This window comes from Streptococcus oralis, assembly GCF_016028255.1.
In the GTDB taxonomy this organism is placed as follows: Bacteria; Bacillota; Bacilli; order Lactobacillales; family Streptococcaceae; genus Streptococcus; species Streptococcus oralis_AC.
In genome coordinates, this window is record NZ_CP065707.1 from 888,053 (window position 1) to 907,532 (window position 19,480).

General features: G+C 43.6%; 19 protein-coding genes. 17 read left to right on the top strand and 2 right to left on the bottom strand.

The annotated features are described in order from the left end of the window. The first annotated feature begins 22 nt into the window (after positions 1-22). The 17 genes from I6G42_RS04330 to dtd all read left to right on the top strand — a co-directional run bounded on the left by I6G42_RS04330 (position 23) and on the right by dtd (position 18,257). Entirely contained in the window at positions 23-1,624 is a 1,602-nt protein-coding gene (locus I6G42_RS04330; RefSeq protein ID WP_000450450.1) for a type I restriction-modification system subunit M, read from the top strand. A gap of 80 nt (positions 1,625-1,704) precedes the next feature. Next, entirely contained in the window at positions 1,705-2,109 is a 405-nt protein-coding gene (locus I6G42_RS04335) for a YbgA family protein (protein ID WP_000438473.1), read from the top strand. Then, positions 2,093-2,458, top strand: a complete 366-nt coding sequence (locus I6G42_RS04340) for a TIGR02328 family protein (RefSeq protein WP_001241808.1) — start codon at positions 2,093-2,095, stop codon at positions 2,456-2,458. Before I6G42_RS04335 ends, I6G42_RS04340 begins: the two co-directional genes overlap by 17 nt. 156 nt (positions 2,459-2,614) lie before the next feature. Beyond that, complete coding sequence (locus tag I6G42_RS04345; RefSeq protein WP_038804830.1) at positions 2,615-2,980, top strand: type II toxin-antitoxin system RelE/ParE family toxin; 366 nt, start codon at positions 2,615-2,617, stop codon at positions 2,978-2,980. Then, entirely contained in the window at positions 2,970-3,263 is a 294-nt protein-coding gene (locus I6G42_RS04350) for a helix-turn-helix domain-containing protein (protein ID WP_050562294.1), read from the top strand. Before I6G42_RS04345 ends, I6G42_RS04350 begins: the two co-directional genes overlap by 11 nt. 352 nt (positions 3,264-3,615) lie before the next feature. Next, complete coding sequence (metE, locus tag I6G42_RS04355; protein WP_000108239.1) at positions 3,616-5,865, top strand: 5-methyltetrahydropteroyltriglutamate--homocysteine S-methyltransferase; 2,250 nt, start codon at positions 3,616-3,618, stop codon at positions 5,863-5,865. A 94-nt stretch (positions 5,866-5,959) separates the two neighbouring features. Continuing rightward, positions 5,960-6,826, top strand: coding sequence for a methylenetetrahydrofolate reductase [NAD(P)H] (metF, locus tag I6G42_RS04360; RefSeq protein WP_038804832.1), 867 nt, complete (start codon positions 5,960-5,962; stop codon positions 6,824-6,826). Positions 6,827-7,311: 485 nt separating this feature from the next. Then, positions 7,312-9,525 carry a polyribonucleotide nucleotidyltransferase gene (gene pnp, locus I6G42_RS04365; protein ID WP_038804833.1) on the top strand — a complete coding sequence of 738 codons (2,214 nt, stop codon included), beginning with the start codon at positions 7,312-7,314 and terminating at the stop codon, positions 9,523-9,525. 15 nt (positions 9,526-9,540) lie between these two features. Then, positions 9,541-10,158: a serine O-acetyltransferase gene (gene cysE, locus I6G42_RS04370; protein WP_038804834.1), complete on the top strand. Its 618-nt coding sequence runs from the start codon at positions 9,541-9,543 to the stop codon at positions 10,156-10,158. A 125-nt stretch (positions 10,159-10,283) separates the two neighbouring features. Beyond that, a complete protein-coding gene (locus I6G42_RS04375) occupies positions 10,284-11,048 on the top strand; it encodes a nucleoside phosphorylase (RefSeq protein ID WP_038804835.1) in 765 nt (254 codons plus the stop codon). Between the two features lie 8 nt (positions 11,049-11,056). After that, positions 11,057-11,578, top strand: coding sequence for a dihydrofolate reductase family protein (locus I6G42_RS04380; protein WP_000301974.1), 522 nt, complete (start codon positions 11,057-11,059; stop codon positions 11,576-11,578). A gap of 17 nt (positions 11,579-11,595) precedes the next feature. Beyond that, a complete protein-coding gene (gene cysS / locus I6G42_RS04385; RefSeq protein ID WP_038804836.1) occupies positions 11,596-12,939 on the top strand; it encodes a cysteine--tRNA ligase in 1,344 nt (447 codons plus the stop codon). Then, the gene (locus I6G42_RS04390; RefSeq protein ID WP_038804837.1) at positions 12,932-13,318 is read left to right on the top strand and encodes a Mini-ribonuclease 3; all 387 of its coding nucleotides are present in this window, start codon (positions 12,932-12,934) and stop codon (positions 13,316-13,318) included. Before cysS ends, I6G42_RS04390 begins: the two co-directional genes overlap by 8 nt. A gap of 2 nt (positions 13,319-13,320) precedes the next feature. Further along, complete coding sequence (locus I6G42_RS04395; protein ID WP_038804839.1) at positions 13,321-14,190, top strand: helix-turn-helix domain-containing protein; 870 nt, start codon at positions 13,321-13,323, stop codon at positions 14,188-14,190. Between the two features lie 114 nt (positions 14,191-14,304). Next, complete coding sequence (locus tag I6G42_RS04400; RefSeq protein WP_000229944.1) at positions 14,305-15,435, top strand: ABC transporter ATP-binding protein; 1,131 nt, start codon at positions 14,305-14,307, stop codon at positions 15,433-15,435. A 143-nt stretch (positions 15,436-15,578) separates the two neighbouring features. Next, complete coding sequence (locus I6G42_RS04405; RefSeq protein ID WP_038804842.1) at positions 15,579-17,795, top strand: RelA/SpoT family protein; 2,217 nt, start codon at positions 15,579-15,581, stop codon at positions 17,793-17,795. Between the two features lie 18 nt (positions 17,796-17,813). Then, positions 17,814-18,257, top strand: a complete 444-nt coding sequence (dtd, locus tag I6G42_RS04410) for a D-aminoacyl-tRNA deacylase (protein WP_038804843.1) — start codon at positions 17,814-17,816, stop codon at positions 18,255-18,257. Between the two features lie 30 nt (positions 18,258-18,287). On the opposite strand, the gene I6G42_RS04415 is transcribed toward dtd, so the two are convergent. Together I6G42_RS04415 and I6G42_RS04420 are read right to left on the bottom strand one after the other, a co-directional pair. Beyond that, a complete protein-coding gene (locus I6G42_RS04415; RefSeq protein ID WP_038804844.1) occupies positions 18,288-18,701 on the bottom strand; it encodes a hypothetical protein in 414 nt (137 codons plus the stop codon). A 107-nt stretch (positions 18,702-18,808) separates the two neighbouring features. Next, positions 18,809-19,459 (bottom strand): metal-dependent transcriptional regulator, encoded by a 651-nt coding sequence (locus I6G42_RS04420; RefSeq protein ID WP_038804845.1) that lies wholly within the window; start codon positions 19,457-19,459, stop codon positions 18,809-18,811. Positions 19,460-19,480 lie beyond the last annotated feature (21 nt).

Here is a 19,480-nt window from a genome sequence, read left to right on the forward strand (position 1 = left end):
TAAAAACTTAGAAAGAAACATTATGGAAACAACACAAACTTCCCAGTCGCTCTATCAAGCCCTGTGGAACTCAGCGGATGTTCTCCGCTCTAAGATGGATGCTAATGACTATAAGTCCTATCTTTTGGGTATGGTCTTTTATAAGTATCTGTCAGACAAGATGCTCTTTTTCGTGGCGGAGACTATGGAAGAGGGGAGTGAGAGCCTAGAGGCTGCCCTTGTGGTCTATCGCAACTACTATGAGGATGCGGACACCCACGAGGATCTTCTTGCAGTTATGAAGGACGAACTCAACTATAGTATCAAGCCTGACTTGACCTTTACGGCTCTTGTAGCACGTGTCAATGAGGGGACTTTCCAGCTGGAAGATTTGGCTCAGGGTTTTCGAGATATTGAGCAGAGTGACGAACTCTATGAAAATCTCTTTGAAGATATCGACCTCTACTCTAAAAAGCTAGGGGCAACTCCGCAAAAGCAAAACCAAACGGTGGCGGCGGTCATGAAAGAGTTGGCAGTGCTGGATGTGGCTGGTCATGCAGGCGATATGCTGGGGGATGCTTATGAGTATCTGATCGGTCAGTTTGCGACTGACTCGGGTAAGAAGGCTGGAGAGTTCTATACGCCGCAGCCTGTTGCCAAACTCATGACTCAGATTGCCTTTTTGGGTCGTGAGGACCAGCAAGGCTTTACCATCTATGATGCGACCATGGGATCTGGCTCTCTCTTGCTCAATGCCAAGAAATACTCTCATAAACCGCAGACAGTGGTCTACTTCGGTCAGGAGCTCAATACCTCGACCTATAACCTAGCTCGGATGAACATGATTCTACACGGTGTTCCAGTTGAGAATCAATTTCTACACAATGCCGATACACTGGATGAAGACTGGCCGACTCAAGAGCCGACCAACTTTGACGGTGTTCTCATGAACCCGCCGTATTCTGCTAAGTGGTCAGCAAGCTCTGGCTTTATGGCGGACCCTCGTTTCTCTCCTTTTGGGAAACTGGCGCCCCAGTCCAAGGCTGACTTTGCCTTTCTCTTGCATGGGTATTACCACCTCAAGCAGGATAATGGGGTTATGGCTATCGTCCTTCCTCACGGTGTTCTTTTCCGTGGAAATGCGGAGGGCACCATTCGTAAGGCCTTGCTAGAAGAAGGGGCCATTGATACGGTTATCGGTCTACCTGCCAATATCTTCTTTAATACCAGCATTCCGACCACGGTTATCATTCTCAAAAAGAATCGTACCAATCGTGATGTCTACTTTATCGATGCTTCTAAGGAGTTTGATAAAGGGAAAAACCAGAATATCATGACGGATGTTCATATCGAGAAGATTCTGGAAGCCTACAAGTCTCGTGAGGAGATTGATAAGTTTGCCCACCTAGCAAGCTATGAAGATATCGTCGAAAATGACTATAACCTCAATATCCCTCGCTATGTAGATACCTTTGAGGAAGAAGAAGTAGAGCCACTGACAGATATCGTCAGCAAGATTAACGAGACAAATAAAGCTATCGAAAGTCAAACAGCTTCTTTACTTGACATGCTGAACCAACTCCACGGAACCACACCAGAAGCCGATGCTGAACTTAAACAGTTTTTGGAAAAATTTAAAGGGTGATGGCGTAATCGATTCGCTCATTTTTTAGATACAACTTTGTTTCCATATTCCCTGGAAACTGATAGAAAGCAAGGAGAAACATGGAACAAACTAATCAAAAATCCCAGTGCCAACAACTCTGGGCTAGAAACAAATACCTCGTTTTGAGTCATTCCAGCAATATTTACAATGAGATTCGCGAGTATCTAAAGCAAGAAGTGGTGGAGGTGAGTGAAGTTCAAGTGATGATTGACCGTGCCTGCCAGATTCCAGAACACAGGGGTCAGGTTTGCAATGCCTTTCAGCATATTTGGGGCTATTTCAAAAAGAAAGCGACAGATACTGAGCGCAAAGACTACATGCTCTTGCTGGATCGCTACCGCTATGGTCAAGCTTCTAAGGAAGACTTGATCGCTAAAACTCGAGACTTGCTTGAACTCTATCCAAATAGCTACTTGCAACATTCGACTTTACTGAAAGGAGACTCCCATGAGACTTTGGCATGAGGCTTTGATTTCACAACTTCCCCGTCCTCAACTTTTGGGGCAACATCGAGAGTGCTGCGCCCTGCGTGGCAATGGTTGGGGCAGAAAGCATGCGACGGTGAACTATGTCTTTACCCACTCGCCCTATCGTCTCTATGCCTATCATCGCTTGATCATGGGGGAGATGGCTAACCGTGGCTATAATGTCAGTCCAGAGTGGCTGGACAAGAACTACCGTGGCAAGATCTGTCATCCTTATCAAGACTTGCCTGAGGAGAACCTAGGTAATCCCGTCTATAGTGAGCATGATGCAGAATACTATGAGGAGTGTCTGGCTAATCTCCGAGAGAAAGGCATTGAGCTGGAGTAAGAGTCAGGCTTAGCTCCACATTATAACTCTTCTCGTAATTTTTTCGAATAATAAAGATGAGACCTTTAGAGTTTTTCTAAGGTCTTCTTTTTATGGGTATTAGAATTTACTTTTAATAACTTTTGAGTTATAATTTAATTAGAAAGAGGCTACTTGGTGCATACGATTTACTTCTATAAGGACAAAAATGGAAATGAGCCAGTCTTAGATTATATGAGACAATTGGCTAGAAAGAAGAGTAAGGACAGTCGCATCAAACTCAATAAACTAAACGACTATATCGAGTTGCTTAGTCAGCATGGGACTAGAACTGGTGAACCCTATATCAAACATTTGGAAGATGAGATTTGGGAACTACGACCTCTTAAGGATAGGATTTTATTTGTAGCATGGGTTGATGGGAGTTTTGTTCTTTTACATCATTTTGTTAAAAAGACTCAGAAAACTCCTAGGAGAGAGATTGATAAATCCAAGCGTGAACTGAAGGACATAAAAGAAAGAGGGTTAAGTGATGAAGAATAGTGCCATTGGAAGTAATTGGAAGGATATCCGAACAGAACTCTTTACCAAGGAAGAAATTCTTGAAAGTGATATGCGAGTGGCTATTATGAGTGAGTTGATTGAGGCTAGACATGAGCAAGGTATCAGTCAGAAAAAGCTAGAGGAACTCAGTGGAGTAAGCCAGCCTGTCATAGCTAGGATGGAAACAGGAAAGACTAGTCCTCAGTTGGATACAGTCTTGAAAGTTCTAGCCAGTTTAGGAAAGACACTAGCAGTCGTCCCACTAGAACAGGAAAAAAATTGATAGAGATGAGATTATTTTGTTTGCTAAAATCGTCCACAGGATAATTTCACCTCCCGCCCGCACTTTTTAAGGGAAATATCAAAATTACCAAAGGATAACTAACCTATAGTCTTTTCTAATAACAAGCCATAGTCACTTATAAGAATTACTAATAACACGTTTGAGCATTCCAACTAAAACACAGCCTAAAACAAGCAATACAAAGGATTTGAGACGCTGGTCTCAAGTCTTTTTCTGTTGTCTAAAAGAGTGATATAGTTTCAAACTATATCAAAGCCTAATTATTTACAATTATACAGACAGTTTCTTTTCTGTTAAGATAGTTTCAACAACAAATTTTGGAGGACACATCATGTCAACTACGATCATCGGTTTCCCTCGTTTGGGCGAATTCCGCGAATTAAAATTTACAACTGAAAAATACTTTAGAAAAGAAATCTCAGAAGAAGAACTCTTGGCAGCAGCAAAAGAATTGCGCGCGAAACACTGGAACATTGTCAAAGAAAAAGGCATCACTGAAATTCCATCAAACGACTTTTCTCACTATGATAACTTCCTAGATGCAGCTTTCCTTTTCAACGTGGTACCTGCTTCAGTTCAAAACTTGGACTTGTCTGACCTTGAGCGCTACTTTGCTTTGGCGCGTGGGTACCAAGGAGAAAAAGGGGATGTTCGTGCCCTTCCGATGAAGAAATGGTTCAACACCAACTACCACTACATCGTGCCTAAATTTGAAAAAGACACTCAAGTCAAACTTGCAGGTCACAAGATCTTTGATGAGTTCCAAGAAGCCAAAGAACTTGGATTGAACACTCGTCCAGTCCTTGTAGGTCCATTCACTTTCCTTCAATTATCAGACTTTGAAGACGGCGTGAAAGCAGAAGACTTTGTAGACAGCTTAGTAGCTGCTTACCAAGAAGTTTTTGCAAAATTGGCTGAACTTGGTGCGACTCGCATCCAACTCGACGAAGCGGCTCTTGTCAAAGATTTGACAGCTGAAGAAAAGGCTCTTTTCTTGAACCTCTACAACAAACTCTTGGCTGACAAAAAAGGTCTTGAAGTCTTGCTTCAGACATACTTCGGTGACGTTCGTGATGTCTACGCTGACCTTGTGAACTTGCCAGTTGATGCCATTGGTCTTGACTTCGTTGAAGGTAAGAAAACTCTTGAACTCGTTAAAGGTGGTTTCCCAGCTGACAAGACTCTCTATGCAGGTATCGTCAATGGTAAAAACATCTGGCGCAACAACTACGAAAAGAGTTTGGCTGTTCTTGAGCAAATCCCAGCTGAAAACATTGTTTTGACAAGCTCATGCTCACTTCTTCATGTGCCATTTACAACTGCTAACGAAGAATTTGAACCAGCTATCTTGAACCACTTTGCTTTTGCAGTAGAAAAATTGGAAGAACTTCGTGATTTGGATGCTATCCGCAATGGTCAAGGTGCAGAAGCTCTTGCAGCTAACAAAGAACTCTTTGCGACTGAACGTGTTGGTGAAAATGCAGCACTTCGTGCGCGTATCGCTGGATTGACAGACGCTGACTACACTCGTTTGCCAGCCTTTGCTGAACGTGAAGCCATCCAAGAAGAAGCTTTTAAACTTCCAGCCCTTCCAACAACAACTATTGGTTCATTCCCTCAAACTAAGGAAGTTCGTGCCAAACGTTTGGCCTTCCGTAAGGGTGAATTGTCACAAGAAGAGTACGATGCCTTCCTTGCTGAAACTATCGACGAATGGATCAAATGGCAAGAAGAAGTTGGATTTGACGTGCTTGTACACGGTGAGTTCGAGCGTAACGACATGGTTGAGTACTTCGGTCAAAACTTGTCAGGTTACCTCTTCTCTAAGAATGGTTGGGTACAATCATACGGTATGCGTGGGGTGAAACCACCAATCATCTGGGGTGATGTCACTCGTCTCAACCCAATCACTGTTAAATGGTCTAGCTATGCACAAAGCCGTACTGACAAACCTGTTAAAGGTATGTTGACTGGACCGGTTACCATCCTCAACTGGTCATTCCCACGTGAAGACATCTCTATCAAGGACTCAACTCTTCAAATCGCTCTTGCCATCAAGGATGAAGTGCTTGACCTTGAAGCTGCTGGCGTGAAGATCATCCAAATCGACGAGGCTGCTCTCCGTGAGAAATTGCCACTCCGTCGTAGCGACTGGTACGAAGACTACCTTGACTGGGCAATTCCTGCCTTCCGCTTGGTACACTCAACAGTAGCGCCAGATACGCAAATCCACACACATATGTGTTACTCAGAATTTACAGATATCATCCCAGCTATCGACAACATGGATGCGGACGTTATTTCCTTTGAAGCAAGCCGTTCAAACCTTGAAATCTTGGACGAACTCAAAGCGAAAAACTTCCAAACAGAAGTGGGACCTGGGGTTTACGATATCCACTCACCTCGTGTGCCAAATGAAGGCGAAATCGACCACACAATCGATGCTATTCTTGCCAAAGTTCCAAGCAAGAAAGTTTGGATCAACCCTGACTGTGGTTTGAAAACACGTGGTATTCCAGAAACAAAAGAAAGCTTGATCCGCCTTGTCGAAGCAGCAAAAGCTGCGCGTGAGAAATTGTAAGATAGGATTTCTCTCTTGACGCTGACTGATCAAGGGACTGCTTAGCCTTAGCTGGCTCAGCAATCATGAAATCAAAAAGAAAAGGATAAGGACTATGTCACGCCAAACGCCGTCACTTTCATTTGAAGTGTTTCCTCCAAACCCAGCAGTGGGTAATGATAAAATTATTTCAGCCTTGCAGGATATGCGGGAGCTGACACCGCACTTTATTAGTGTGACTGCCAGCAATAATAAATTTAATATCAAGGAAACGACGGTTCGATTGGCTGACTTTATCCAGAATGACTTGGCGATTCCAACTATTGCCCACTTGCCAGCTATCTATCTAACCAAGGAAAAGGTTGCTGAAACCATTGCAGACTTGGACAAGGTAGGTGTACAGAAAATCTTGACCTTGCGTGGGGATATTATCCCTGATGTGGAGCCACAAAAGGATTTCCGCTACGCAACGGATTTGATCGAGTTCATCAAAGAACAAGCCCCTCACTTTGATATTGTTGGTGCTTGCTACCCAGAGGGGCATCCTGACTCGCCAAACCAGATATTGGATATTCAAAATCTAAAGAAAAAAGTGGATGCAGGTTGCTCAAGTCTCGTAACTCAACTTTTCTTTGATAATGAGCGTTTCTATGATTTCCAAGATAAGTGTACCTTGGCAGGGATTGATGTTCCCATTCATGCGGGAATCATGCCTATTCTTAACCGTAACCAAGCGCTTCGTCTCTTGAAGACTTGTGAGAATATCCACCTTCCACGTAAATTTAAGGCCATCTTAGACAAGTATGAGCATGACCCTGAGTCGCTCAGAGCAGCAGGACTTGCCTATGCAGTGGATCAAATCGTGGACTTGGTAACCCAGGATGTTGCAGGTGTGCATCTCTACACCATGAACAATGCAGAAACAGCTAAATACATCCACCAAGCAACCCATGCCTTGTTTAATCATCAGTCTTTAGGATAATAAAAAGCAAACCATTCTTCTCAGGTGAGGGGAATGGTTCCTTTTTAATAGAAAAGCCCGCACTTTTTAAGAAAAATATGATAAAATAGACTCTGTACGTACTTGATACAAAGATGAGGGTATTTAAGTTATAGAAGTTTTTATTAAAACCTGATAATAGGTGTCTATAAAAAGATATTTCACGCTATAGTGGATAACAATGTTATTATCTAAGACGGGATTTTTGAGACATTTGGCTCAAAAATTAGGGATGAAATTCCGAAGGAAGTTGCTCCCGTCCGCACTATTCCAGTGAAATATCAAAAAAACTACTTAATTGAATTTTGGTCTCATTTCTTAGGAAAAAAGATAAGCTTCCTAGCACTCATCGAGTGCGGCGTCACCTTCCTATTTTTCTACAGAAATGTTCGGCAAGCCGAACCGTCCAAAATATCCTGATCTTTGTAGGCAAGGCGTATAATATAATTAATCCAAAGGGGATTTTAATGACAAAACAAGTATTTCAAACGACTTTTGCAGGTCGTGAGTTAATTGTAGAGACTGGTCAGGTTGCTAAGCAAGCAAATGGCTCTGTTGTCGTGCGTTACGGTGAGTCAACTGTCTTGACTGCGGCCGTTATGTCTAAGAAAATGGCAACTGGGGATTTCTTCCCACTTCAAGTTAACTACGAAGAAAAAATGTATGCGGCTGGGAAGTTTCCTGGTGGCTTTATGAAACGTGAAGGACGTCCTTCTACTGATGCGACCTTGACAGCGCGTTTGATCGACCGTCCAATCCGTCCGATGTTTGCGGAAGGTTTCCGTAACGAAGTGCAAGTCATCAACACAGTTCTTTCTTATGATGAAAATGCATCTGCACCAATGGCAGCCATGTTTGGTTCATCATTGGCCTTGTCTATTTCAGATATTCCATTTGACGGACCAATCGCTGGGGTACAAGTGGGTTATGTCGACGGCCAAATCATCATCAACCCTACTCAAGAACAGGCAGAGCGTTCGCTTCTTGAATTGACAGTAGCTGGTACCAAGCACGCCATCAACATGGTTGAGTCTGGTGCCAAAGAATTGTCAGAAGAAATCATGTTGGAAGCCCTTCTCAAAGGGCACGAAGCAGTCAAAGAATTGATTGCCTTCCAAGAAGAAATCGTTGCTGCGGTTGGTAAGGAAAAAGCAGAAGTGGAATTGCTTCATGTAGATGTTGACTTGCAAGCTGAAATCATCGCAGCCTATAACAGTGACCTTCAAAAAGCGGTTCAAGTAGAAGAAAAATTGGCTCGTGAAGCTGCTACTCAAGCAGTCAAAGACCAAGTGACTGCTGTGTATGAAGAAAAATATGCAGACCACGAAGAATTTGACCGTATCATGCGTGATGTGGCTGAAATTTTGGAACAAATGGAACACGCTGAAGTGCGCCGTTTGATTACAGAAGACAAGGTGCGTCCTGACGGTCGTAAGGTCGATGAAATCCGTCCTTTGGATGCGGTTGTTGACTTTCTTCCTCGTGTGCACGGTTCAGGTCTCTTTACTCGTGGGCAAACTCAAGCCCTTTCAGTCTTGACCTTGGCTCCGATGGGAGAAACTCAAATCATCGATGGTTTGGATCCAGAGTACAAGAAACGCTTTATGCATCACTATAACTTCCCGCAATACTCAGTAGGGGAAACAGGTCGTTACGGTGCGCCTGGTCGTCGTGAAATTGGTCATGGGGCTCTTGGAGAACGTGCTCTTGCTCAAGTCTTGCCAAGCTTGGAAGAATTCCCATACGCTATCCGTCTGGTAGCAGAAGTCTTGGAATCAAATGGTTCTTCTTCTCAAGCTTCTATCTGTGCGGGAACTCTTGCCCTTATGGCTGGTGGTGTGCCAATCAAGGCGCCAGTAGCTGGTATTGCCATGGGTCTCATCTCTGATGGAAATAACTACACTGTATTGACAGATATCCAAGGTTTGGAAGACCACTTTGGAGACATGGACTTTAAGGTGGCAGGTACTCGTGAGGGGATTACAGCCCTTCAAATGGATATCAAGATCCAAGGAATTACTGCAGAAATCTTGACTGAAGCCCTTGCTCAAGCCAAGAAAGCTCGTTTTGAAATCCTTGATGTGATTGAAGCAACCATTCCAGAAGTTCGTCCAGAATTGGCTCCAACTGCACCGAAAATTGACACCATCAAGATTGATGTGGACAAGATCAAGATTGTCATCGGTAAGGGTGGAGAAACCATTGATAAGATTATCGCTGAAACAGGCGTTAAGATTGATATCGACGAAGAAGGAAATGTATCTATCTACTCTAGCGACCAAGATGCCATTAACCGTACCAAAGAAATCATCGCTGGCTTGGTTCGTGAAGCGAAAGTGGATGAAGTTTACCATGCTAAGGTTGTTCGTATCGAGAAATTTGGTGCCTTTGTCAACCTCTTTGATAAGACAGATGCACTTGTTCACATCTCAGAAATGGCTTGGACTCGTACCAACCGTGTCGAGGACTTGGTAGCTATCGGTGATGAAGTCGATGTTAAGGTTATCAAGATTGATGAAAAAGGCCGTATCGATGCCTCTATGAAAGCCCTTCTTCCTCGTCCGCCAAAACCTGAGCATGATGAAAAGGGCGAAAAGTCTGAGAGACCTCACCGTCCACGTCATCACAAGGACCACAAACCTAAGAAAGAAGTTACAGAAACACCAAAAGATTCAGAATAAGAAAAGGAGAAATGTATGGGATGGTGGCGCGAAACCATTGATATTGTAAAAGAAAATGATCCAGCGGCACGCAACAGTTTGGAGGTTCTACTGACCTATCCAGGTGTCAAGGCCTTAGCTGCCCACCGTCTCTCGCATTTTCTCTGGAAGCACGGCTTCAAACTCCTGGCTCGGATGCACAGTCAGTTTTGGCGTTTTTGGACCCAAATCGAGATTCATCCGGGTGCCCAGATTGACTCAGGTGTTTTTATCGACCACGGTTCAGGATTGGTAATTGGAGAGACAGCGATTGTTGAAAAAGGCGTTCTTCTCTATCACGGAGTGACTCTTGGTGGAACAGGGAAGGATGTTGGCAAACGCCATCCGACTGTACGTAAAGGAGCTCTCATATCGGCCCATGCCCAAGTTATCGGGCCGGTAGAAATCGGTGAAAATGCCAAAGTCGGTGCAGCAGCAGTTGTCGTGGCAGACGTACCTAGTGATGTGACGGTTGTCGGTATTCCGGCTAAGATCGTCCGAGTTCATGGACAGAAGGATGAGCCTATCATTCACGAGGTAGAAGAGAAGCGGGAATATTATCTAGACAAGCTAGAGCATGCCCGCGAAGCCAGCCACCATTCGTCGGAGCTCTAAGAAAGACTTGTTTTGAACAGTAACAAGACATCTTACGGAGGTCTTGTCAAGGAATGCTTTAGCAAACTGTAACCCAATAGAAAAGATGAAAGAGGTTTTGCTGAAGTCCTAAAGAAAGAGAAGTTATGTTATTAGAGGAATTCGAAGATGTAGCTGGGGTTGTTGAGCCAACAGATAGGCAGATTATGGACAAGGGTGAGGTTTGTGAAACTATCATCCTGTCCTTTAATGGCGAAATTCTGAAACGTTTGATTGAGTCAGAAAAAGTCTATCAAGGAGGCTATTTAAAAAATCTTAACGGTCAATTCCCTTGGTATGTATATAATTATGATGGAAATCAAGTTGCGGTCATGACGGCGCTTATTGGAGCTCCATCAGTGATTGGCCAACTGGAGGAGTTGGCGGCCAGAGGCTTCAAGAATTTCATCATTCTAGGTTCTTGTGGCGTTTTGGATCGCTCAATTGAGGCGGACAAGATTATCCTGCCGGCTGCTGCTTTGCGAGATGAAGGCACTAGCTACCACTATGCCCCACCGGGTGATGAAGTCGCTTATGACGAGTCTCTATTAGTTAAGCTTGAAGCTATCTTTGACAAGTACGATATTGAGCATATCCGCACCAAGTCTTGGACGACTGATGCCTTTTATCGAGAAACGCCTGATAAGGTCAAGCGTCGCTTGGCTGCTGGAGCCAAAGTGGTGGACATGGAAGCTTCAGCTATCATGGCTTGGAGTAAATTTCGCAAGAGTAAAGTCTATCACTTCTTCTACACAGCTGACTATGTGGATCATCATAACCGAACCTGGGATGCCCGCCATGAAGAGCGGACAGCTGATGCCATGACTTTTTTCACTATCGCTTTGACAATAGCAAAGGAACTAGAAAGGTAACTACAAGAATGGCAGTATATTTTTACGGCTGTATCACCATGGATGGCTACTTGGCAGACAGCCAGCACAGGATAGACTGGCTGCATCAGCTTGGTTCTGTAGAGGATACAGGCTATGATGACTTTTACAGGCAAATGGATATCACCATCATGGGCAAGCGGACCTTTGAGGAAATCCAAGATTTGCAAGATGTAGAAAGTTTTTATCAAGCTACGGAAAACTATGTCTTTACGCATGATAGGCACCTCCCTGTCAGCAATTACCAGCCAGTAGCTGGGGATGTGGTGGACTTTGTTCACCAGATTGACAAAGGCAAAAATGTCTTTGTGATTGGTGGTAATTCCTTGGTAGGACCGCTCTTGGATGCGGATCTTTTCGACCACCTCATTATTCAGATAGCGCCCCTTATCCTAGGAAAGGGGGTTCCCCTCTTTACCCAAGAGGAAGGGCAGCGCTTTTACCAACTGGATAGCCTCAGACAATTTGGCCCTTTTGCAGAGCTGGTTTTCAGCCGAAAAAGTCAGAAATAGAGAAGGGAGTGGACCGCATGATTAAAATTTACGACACCATGACCCGCAGCCTACGTGAATTTGTGCCCATTGAAGAGGACAAGGTTCGCATGTATGTCTGCGGTCCGACGGTTTATAACTATATCCATGTCGGCAATGCCCGCTCAACAGTAGCTTTTGACACAGTTCGTCGCTATTTTGAGTATCGGGGATTTGAGGTCAATTATATTTCCAATTTTACAGATGTAGATGATAAGATTATTAACCGTGCCAAGGAAGAAGGCATCACGCCTCAGGAGGTTGCGGACAAGTACATCGCTGCCTTTCGTGAGGATGTGACGGCCTTGGGCGTGAAACCTGCGACTCACCATCCGCGTGTAGTGGAGTTTATGGCTGATATCATTCGTTTTGTCGCTGACTTGATTGAAAAAGGTTATGCTTACGAGAGTCAAGGGGATGTTTACTTCCGTGTGGAAAAATCCCACAACTATGCTAAATTGGCCAATAAAACCTTGGAAGATTTGGAACTAGGTGCATCAGGTCGTACAGATGAAGAAACGGCTCGTAAGGAAAATCCTGTAGACTTTGCTTTATGGAAAGCAGCCAAGCCAAGCGAGATTTCTTGGGATAGTCCTTGGGGAACTGGTCGTCCGGGTTGGCATATCGAGTGTTCGGTCATGTCAACAGAGATTTTGGGAGATACCATTGACATTCACGGTGGTGGAGCTGATCTGGAGTTTCCTCATCACACCAACGAAATTGCCCAGTCAGAAGCCAAAACAGGCAAGACCTTTGCCAACTACTGGATGCACAATGGCTTTGTCAATATCGACAATGTCAAGATGTCCAAGTCTTTGGGGAATTTTATCACCGTACATGATGCCCTTAAAACTCTTGATGGGCAAGTACTTCGTTTCTTCTTTGCGACACAACATTATCGTAAGCCTATCAACTTTACGGAAAAAGCAGTGCGTGATGCAGAGACAAATCTCAAGTATCTAAAGAACACCTACGAGCAACCATTTTCTGGGACTGTAGATGCTCAAGAGTTACAGGACTTTAAAGATAAGTTTGTAGCCGCTATGGATGAGGATTTCAACTCTGCCAATGGTATCACAGTAGTTTTTGAAATGGCCAAATGGATCAACTCAGGCAACTATGATGCAAGTGTTAAGGAAGCTCTTGCGGATATGTTGGAGGTCTTTGGGATTGTTTTTCTTGAGGAAGTTTTGGATGCAGACATTGAAGCCTTAATCCAAAAACGCCAAGAAGCGCGTGCCAATCGTGACTTTGCGACAGCAGACCAAATCCGTGACCAATTGGCTGCTCAAGGAATTAAGCTACTTGACACCAAGGATGGAGTGAGGTGGACACGTGATTGATGTCAATCTCATTAACGGGATTGCGTTGGCTTTTGAGGGAGATGCAGTTTACTCCATGTATATTCGTCGCCATCTCATCCTTAAAGGCATAACCAAACCCAATAAACTCCACCAAGAGGCGACCAAGTATGTGTCAGCCAAGGCTCAGGCTCGCTTGATTGCCCTTATGTTAGAAGAGCAAGTCCTTACGGAAAAAGAAGAAGAAATCTATAAACGTGGCCGCAATACCAATAGTCACACAAAGGCTAAAAATGCTGATGTGGTGACTTACCGTATGTCCACAGGTTTTGAAGCAGTCATGGGCTATCTCCATTTGACAGAAAATGTGGAGCGCTTAGAAACCTTAATCTCTTGGTGCATCCAAAAAGTGGAGGAGTAGAAATGCTTGCAAAAGAATTACTAGACTGGTTTCCTGAGGCTCAGATTTCAGATCAGCCGATAGAGAAGCCAGGATATCTTACTCTTCCTCTGTCTTCGCAGCAGTGGATTTTACTGGAAGAGACCAATCTCACTGAGCGTGAAAAGCAGTTAATTTCCCTTTTGACCCAGCAGGAGCAGGCTCGTTCGCTCAATCCTTGGTATTCCTATCTGATTGAGGGGAAAGGGCAGGCACCTCAAACTTTTAAAAAGATTCAGCTGGTTTATTGTCATCTATCCTATTCTCAACAGGAGAATCTAGCTTCTTGGCTGGATATGATGCAGACCCTCTTTCCTAACTGCCAGACAGTGTTGCAGGTCGGAGTTCAGGACTATGTTTTTGTTCTCCAGCAAGATAAATACAGCCCAGTTCGCTCAATCTTATCCGATACGATTGAAGCGGTTGAGTATGACTTTGGACTTCGTCTCTCTATCATGTTAGGCCAGGTTTGGTCTCAGACTGGGTATCAGGCCCTGTCAGATTTGATCCAAGCAGAGCGGGACTTGTTTAAGACTTGGTGGCGTCAAGGTCATCAAGGTGTTCATACTTTTTCACAACTCTATCTCTGGAGTCTTGGGGAAGGGCTGGTTGACCATAGAATTATCAAAGAATACCTTCGTCAGTTGATTCTGGACCAAGATCAGATTCAGGAAATTATTCTTTCTCTCTGGGAAAACAGTGCTGTCTTAACGAAAACAGCCCAACAACTCTACCTGCACCGTAATTCTCTCCAATACAAGATTGACAAATGGGAAGAATTGACAGGACTGCAGTTAAAAGAATTGACAGATTTGACCTTATGTTATCAGTTGATTTTACCAGATATTCTCTAAAGTTTTGTGCAAGTTGCACAGAACTTTTTTATTTTTTTGTTCACCTTGCCATAGAAATGTAAAGCGTTTTCATATATAATAAAACTATCAAAAAATAAAAGGAGTTCACCTTCCATGGTAGAATTAAATCTTAAAAATATTTACAAAAAATATCCAAACAGCGAACACTACTCAGTTGAAGACTTCAACTTGGACATCAAAGACAAGGAATTTATCGTTTTCGTAGGTCCTTCAGGATGTGGTAAATCAACAACTCTTCGTATGATTGCTGGTCTTGAAGATATCACAGAAGGTACTGCATCTATTGATGGCGTGGTTGTCAACGACGTGGCTCCAAAAGACCGTGACATCGCCATGGTATTCCAAAACTACGCTCTTTACCCACACATGACTGTATATGACAACATGGCTTTCGGTTTGAAATTGCGTAAATACAGCAAAGAAGACATCGACAAACGTGTACAAGAAGCGGCAGCAATTCTTGGTTTGAAGGAATTCTTGGATCGTAAACCTGCTGACCTCTCAGGTGGTCAACGTCAACGTGTTGCCATGGGTCGTGCCATCGTCCGTGATGCAAAAGTGTTCTTGATGGACGAACCTTTGTCAAACTTGGATGCCAAACTTCGTGTATCTATGCGTGCTGAAATTGCTAAGATTCACCGTCGTATCGGAGCTACAACTATCTACGTAACCCACGACCAAACAGAAGCGATGACACTTGCAGACCGTATCGTTATCATGTCAGCAACTAAAAACCCAGCTGGTACAGGTACTATCGGACGTGTAGAACAAATCGGTACTCCTCAAGAAGTTTACAAAAACCCAGTTAACAAATTTGTAGCAGGATTCATCGGAAGCCCAGCTATGAACTTCATCAATGTGAAATTGGTTGGTAGCGAAATTGTTTCTGACGGTTTCCGCTTGAAAGTTCCAGAAGGTGCTTTGAAAGTTCTTCGTGACAAAGGCTACGAAGGGAAAGAATTGATCTTCGGTATCCGTCCAGAAGATGTGAATGCAGAACCTGCTTTCCTTGAAACATTCCCAGAATCAGTGGTTAAAGCAACTATCTCAGTATCAGAATTGCTTGGTTCAGAATCTCACCTTTACTGCCAAGTTGGTAAAGATGAATTTGTTGCCAAAGTGGATGCTCGTGACTACTTGCAAACAGGTGCGACAGTTGAACTCGGATTTGACTTGAACAAAGCACACTTCTTCGACGTAGAAACTGAAAAAACAGTTTACTAAGATAAATAAAATAACAAAGCACTGCAGAGTCTCTCTTGCAGTGTTTTTCTTTTAATTGCTTAGGCTAGGCATGAAAACAGGCTTTTCTAGTTTTAATATTCTTAAAAAAGTGATAAAATGGTAGGAAGAATTGGAGAGAATAGATGCCGAAAGAAGTGAATTTGACGGGCGATGAGGTTGTCGCTTTAACGAGAGAATATTTAACAAAGGAAGACGTTGCTTTTGTACAAAAAGCATTGATTTACGCAGTTGATTGTCATAGTGGGCAGTTTCGCAAATCAGGTGAGCCCTATATTATCCATCCCATTCAGGTAGCAGGAATTCTAGCTAAGCTCAAGCTGGATGCCGTAACAGTTGCCTGTGGTTTTTTGCATGACGTGGTTGAGGACACAGAGGCGACACTGGATGACTTGGAGCGGGAGTTTGGCCATGATGTTCGGATTATCGTTGATGGAGTGACTAAGCTTGGTAAGGTTGAGTACAAATCGATTGAAGAGCAATTAGCGGAAAATCACCGCAAGATGCTCATGGCCATGTCTGAGGATATCCGTGTTATCTTGGTCAAACTTTCTGACCGCTTGCATAACATGAGAACGCTCAACCACCTACGAAAGGACAAGCAGGAACGCATTTCCAGAGAAACCATGGAAATCTATGCTCCACTTGCTCATCGTCTGGGGATTTCCAGTGTCAAGTGGGAGTTGGAAGACCTATCCTTCCGTTACCTCAATCCGACCGAGTTTTACAAGATCACTCACATGATGAAGGAAAAACGCAGAGAGCGTGAGGCTTTGGTCGATGAAGTAGTAACCAAGTTAGAGGAATACACTTCTGAACGCAATCTAAAAGGGAAAATCTATGGCCGTCCCAAGCATATCTACTCTATCTATCGCAAGATGCAGGATAAGAAGAAACGCTTTGAGGAGATTTATGACCTGATTGCCATTCGCTGTATCTTAGACACTCATAGTGATGTCTATGCCATGCTTGGCTATGTTCATGAGCTGTGGAAACCCATGCCAGGGCGTTTTAAAGATTATATCGCCAACCGTAAGGCCAATGGTTACCAGTCTATCCATACGACTGTCTATGGGCCAAAAGGGCCGATTGAATTCCAGATTCGTACCAAGGAAATGCACGAGGTTGCTGAGTACGGGGTTGCGGCTCACTGGGCTTATAAAAAAGGAATCAAGGGGCAGGTCAACAGCAAAGAATCAGCTATCGGGATGAACTGGATCAAGGAAATGATTGAGTTGCAAGACCAGGCTGATGATGCCAAGGAATTTGTCGAGTCTGTTAAGGAAGAGTATCTGGCGGAGGAGATTTACGTCTTTACCCCAGATGGTGCAGTTCGTTCACTTCCGAAAGATTCAGGCCCGATCGACTTTGCCTATGAAATCCATACCAAAGTCGGTGAAAAAGCAACTGGTGCTAAGGTCAATGGTCGTATGGTTCCTCTGACAACCAAGCTCAAAACTGGAGATCAGGTCGAAATTGTAACCAACCCCAACTCTTTTGGACCGAGTCGTGACTGGCTCAACATGGTTAAGACCAGCAAGGCACGCAACAAGATTCGTCAATTCTTTAAAAACCAAGACAAGGAATTGTCTGTTAATAAGGGACGCGAACTGCTGATTAATCAACTCCAAGAGAATGGCTATGTGGCTAATAAGTATATGGACAAGCGGCACATGGACCAAGTCCTTCAAAAGACCAGCTACAAGACAGAAGACTCCCTCTTTGCTGCTATCGGTTTTGGAGAAATCAGTGCTATTACTGTCTTTAACCGTCTGACTGAAAAGGAACGCCGTGAGGAGGAACGTGCCAAAGCTAGGGCAGAGGCTGATGAGTTAGTTAAGGGTGGCGAGGTTAAGGTTGAGAATAAGGAGAAGCTCAAGGTCAAGCATGAGGGCGGTGTGGTAATCGAAGGCGCCTCAGGTCTCCTAGTACGGATTGCTAAGTGTTGTAATCCAGTGCCAGGTGATGACATTGTTGGCTATATTACCAAGGGTCGTGGTGTGGCTATTCACCGTGTGGACTGTATGAATCTCCGTGCCCAAGAAAACTATGAGCAACGTCTCCTTGATGTGGAATGGGAAGATCAATTCTCAAGCAAGGAATATATTGCCCACATCGATATCTACGGCCTCAACCGTACAGGTCTCTTAAATGATGTTCTGCAAGTTCTTTCCAACACAGCTAAGAATATCTCAACCGTTAACGCCCAACCAACCAAGGATATGAAATTTGCTAATATCCATGTGTCCTTTGGAATCTCAAATCTCTCAACTCTAACGACAGTAGTTGATAAGATTAAAAGTGTGCCAGAAGTCTACTCTGTCAAACGGACCAACGGCTAAGATCTAGAAAGGATTTTTATGAAAATCGTCGTTCAACGAGTCAAGAAAGCTCAAGTGAGTATTGAAGGTCAGGTTCAGGGAAAAATCAATCAAGGGCTTTTATTGCTGGTCGGTGTAGGCCCAGGGGACCAAGAGGAGGATCTGGATTACGCAGTCCGAAAGCTTGTCAATATGCGGATTTTTTCAGATGTAGAAGGCAAGATGAACCTGTCTGTTAAGGATATTGAGGGCGCAATTCTTTCTATTTCTCAGTTTACCCTCTTTGCAGATACTAAGAAGGGGAATCGTCCAGCCTTTACAGGTGCAGCCAAGCCGGATATGGCAGCTGACTTCTATGACGCTTTCAATCAAAAACTAGCGCAAGAAGTGCCCGTTCAGACAGGCATCTTTGGAGCAGATATGCAGGTTGAGCTGATCAATGACGGACCAGTCACCATTATACTTGATACTAAAAATAGATAAGAAAACCAAGCCAGTCGGCTTGGTTTTTGTTTATAGACACTCCCAGAAGGAGATATGTTTATCGTAAAAGTCTGGATAGTTTTCTCTTATGTGGCTAGCCATTATATAATAAAAAGTAGAATGACAAGAAGTAACGATTGGCATAAGAGAGGAAAATCGCTGATAACTGGTGAAGACTAAAAGGATCAATAACAGAAGATCAACTGAGAGAATCCCTAAGTAGTAGAGGCGAATTTTTTTGTTCATCTGAGGATAAATCTCAGAGAAATGATGTTTGAGTCGGACAACCAAGCGAAATAGCAGTAGTGCCTGAGCAAGGATGAAAATAAAACCAGAGAGCAGGAGCCAGTCTACAGAGAGATCGGTTTTGGAGATAAAAAATGCTAATAGTAGTAAATCGGAGACTGCAATGGCTGCAAAATGGATTCTAAAGAGCTTTTTCATAGGAAGACCTCCCTCTTTTATCTAGCTTCATTCTACACCAAACGAATGGGAGTTACAAGCAAAATGATAAAAAATCCCTGAAAGGAATTTCTTTCAGGAATAAGAGGTTAGTTGATTTTTTCGACATAGAGTTGTTTGGCGATATCGATGCTAACTTGGAGGTCTTCACCTTTGTTGACCAGTGTAAAAGTATTGGAAAAATTATCAAACTGTTTGACTTGGAGTTGGTCACCGATATGAATTTCATGCTTTTCTAGATATTTGAGTAGATCAAAGCTATCATGAACCCGAGTCAGGAGATAGGTTCCAGCCTCTTTGGTATCTGCTAGAGGTAGGTTGTTGATCTCAACCAAGAGTTCTCCTTTAACAGGAATAGTTCCACCGTGGGGACAGGTTTGAGGGAAGCCAAGCAGTTTATCCAATCTCTCCACAAAGAGGTCAGAGACAGTGTGCTCTAGGACCTCAGCTTCTTCGTGGATTTGATCGCTAGTATAGTCGAGATGGTGGACTAGAAAGACTTCAATCAAACGGTGTTTACGATAAAGCTCAGAGACCAGTTTGAGGCCAATATCTGTCAATAGATAGCCGTTCTCCTTGTCCTTGAGAATGAGATTTTCACTTTTCATGCGTTTGATCATCTCTGTTACGGCAGGTGGAGAGACCTGCATACGGGCAGCAATTTCTTTATTGGTGATTTTTTGCATTTCCGTACCGATTTCATAAATACATTTTAGGTAGTCTTCTTTATTTGGCGTCATTCGTTCCCTCTTGTCTTTTCT

Excerpts from the sequence above, each read along its gene's own strand:
- I6G42_RS04330 (WP_000450450.1), top strand. The coding sequence starts at position 23 with ATGGAAACAACACAAACTTCCCAGTCGCTCTATCAAGCCCTGTGGAAC.
- I6G42_RS04335 (WP_000438473.1), top strand. The coding sequence starts at position 1,705 with ATGGAACAAACTAATCAAAAATCCCAGTGCCAACAACTCTGGGCTAGA.
- I6G42_RS04340 (WP_001241808.1), top strand. The coding sequence starts at position 2,093 with ATGAGACTTTGGCATGAGGCTTTGATTTCACAACTTCCCCGTCCTCAA.
- I6G42_RS04350 (WP_050562294.1), top strand. The coding sequence starts at position 2,970 with ATGAAGAATAGTGCCATTGGAAGTAATTGGAAGGATATCCGAACAGAA.
- metE (WP_000108239.1), top strand. The coding sequence starts at position 3,616 with ATGTCAACTACGATCATCGGTTTCCCTCGTTTGGGCGAATTCCGCGAA.
- metF (WP_038804832.1), top strand. The coding sequence starts at position 5,960 with ATGTCACGCCAAACGCCGTCACTTTCATTTGAAGTGTTTCCTCCAAAC.
- pnp (WP_038804833.1), top strand. The coding sequence starts at position 7,312 with ATGACAAAACAAGTATTTCAAACGACTTTTGCAGGTCGTGAGTTAATT.
- cysE (WP_038804834.1), top strand. The coding sequence starts at position 9,541 with ATGGGATGGTGGCGCGAAACCATTGATATTGTAAAAGAAAATGATCCA.
- I6G42_RS04375 (WP_038804835.1), top strand. The coding sequence starts at position 10,284 with ATGTTATTAGAGGAATTCGAAGATGTAGCTGGGGTTGTTGAGCCAACA.
- I6G42_RS04380 (WP_000301974.1), top strand. The coding sequence starts at position 11,057 with ATGGCAGTATATTTTTACGGCTGTATCACCATGGATGGCTACTTGGCA.
- cysS (WP_038804836.1), top strand. The coding sequence starts at position 11,596 with ATGATTAAAATTTACGACACCATGACCCGCAGCCTACGTGAATTTGTG.
- I6G42_RS04395 (WP_038804839.1), top strand. The coding sequence starts at position 13,321 with ATGCTTGCAAAAGAATTACTAGACTGGTTTCCTGAGGCTCAGATTTCA.
- I6G42_RS04400 (WP_000229944.1), top strand. The coding sequence starts at position 14,305 with ATGGTAGAATTAAATCTTAAAAATATTTACAAAAAATATCCAAACAGC.
- I6G42_RS04405 (WP_038804842.1), top strand. The coding sequence starts at position 15,579 with ATGCCGAAAGAAGTGAATTTGACGGGCGATGAGGTTGTCGCTTTAACG.
- dtd (WP_038804843.1), top strand. The coding sequence starts at position 17,814 with ATGAAAATCGTCGTTCAACGAGTCAAGAAAGCTCAAGTGAGTATTGAA.
- I6G42_RS04415 (WP_038804844.1), bottom strand. The coding sequence starts at position 18,701 with ATGAAAAAGCTCTTTAGAATCCATTTTGCAGCCATTGCAGTCTCCGAT.
- I6G42_RS04420 (WP_038804845.1), bottom strand. The coding sequence starts at position 19,459 with ATGACGCCAAATAAAGAAGACTACCTAAAATGTATTTATGAAATCGGT.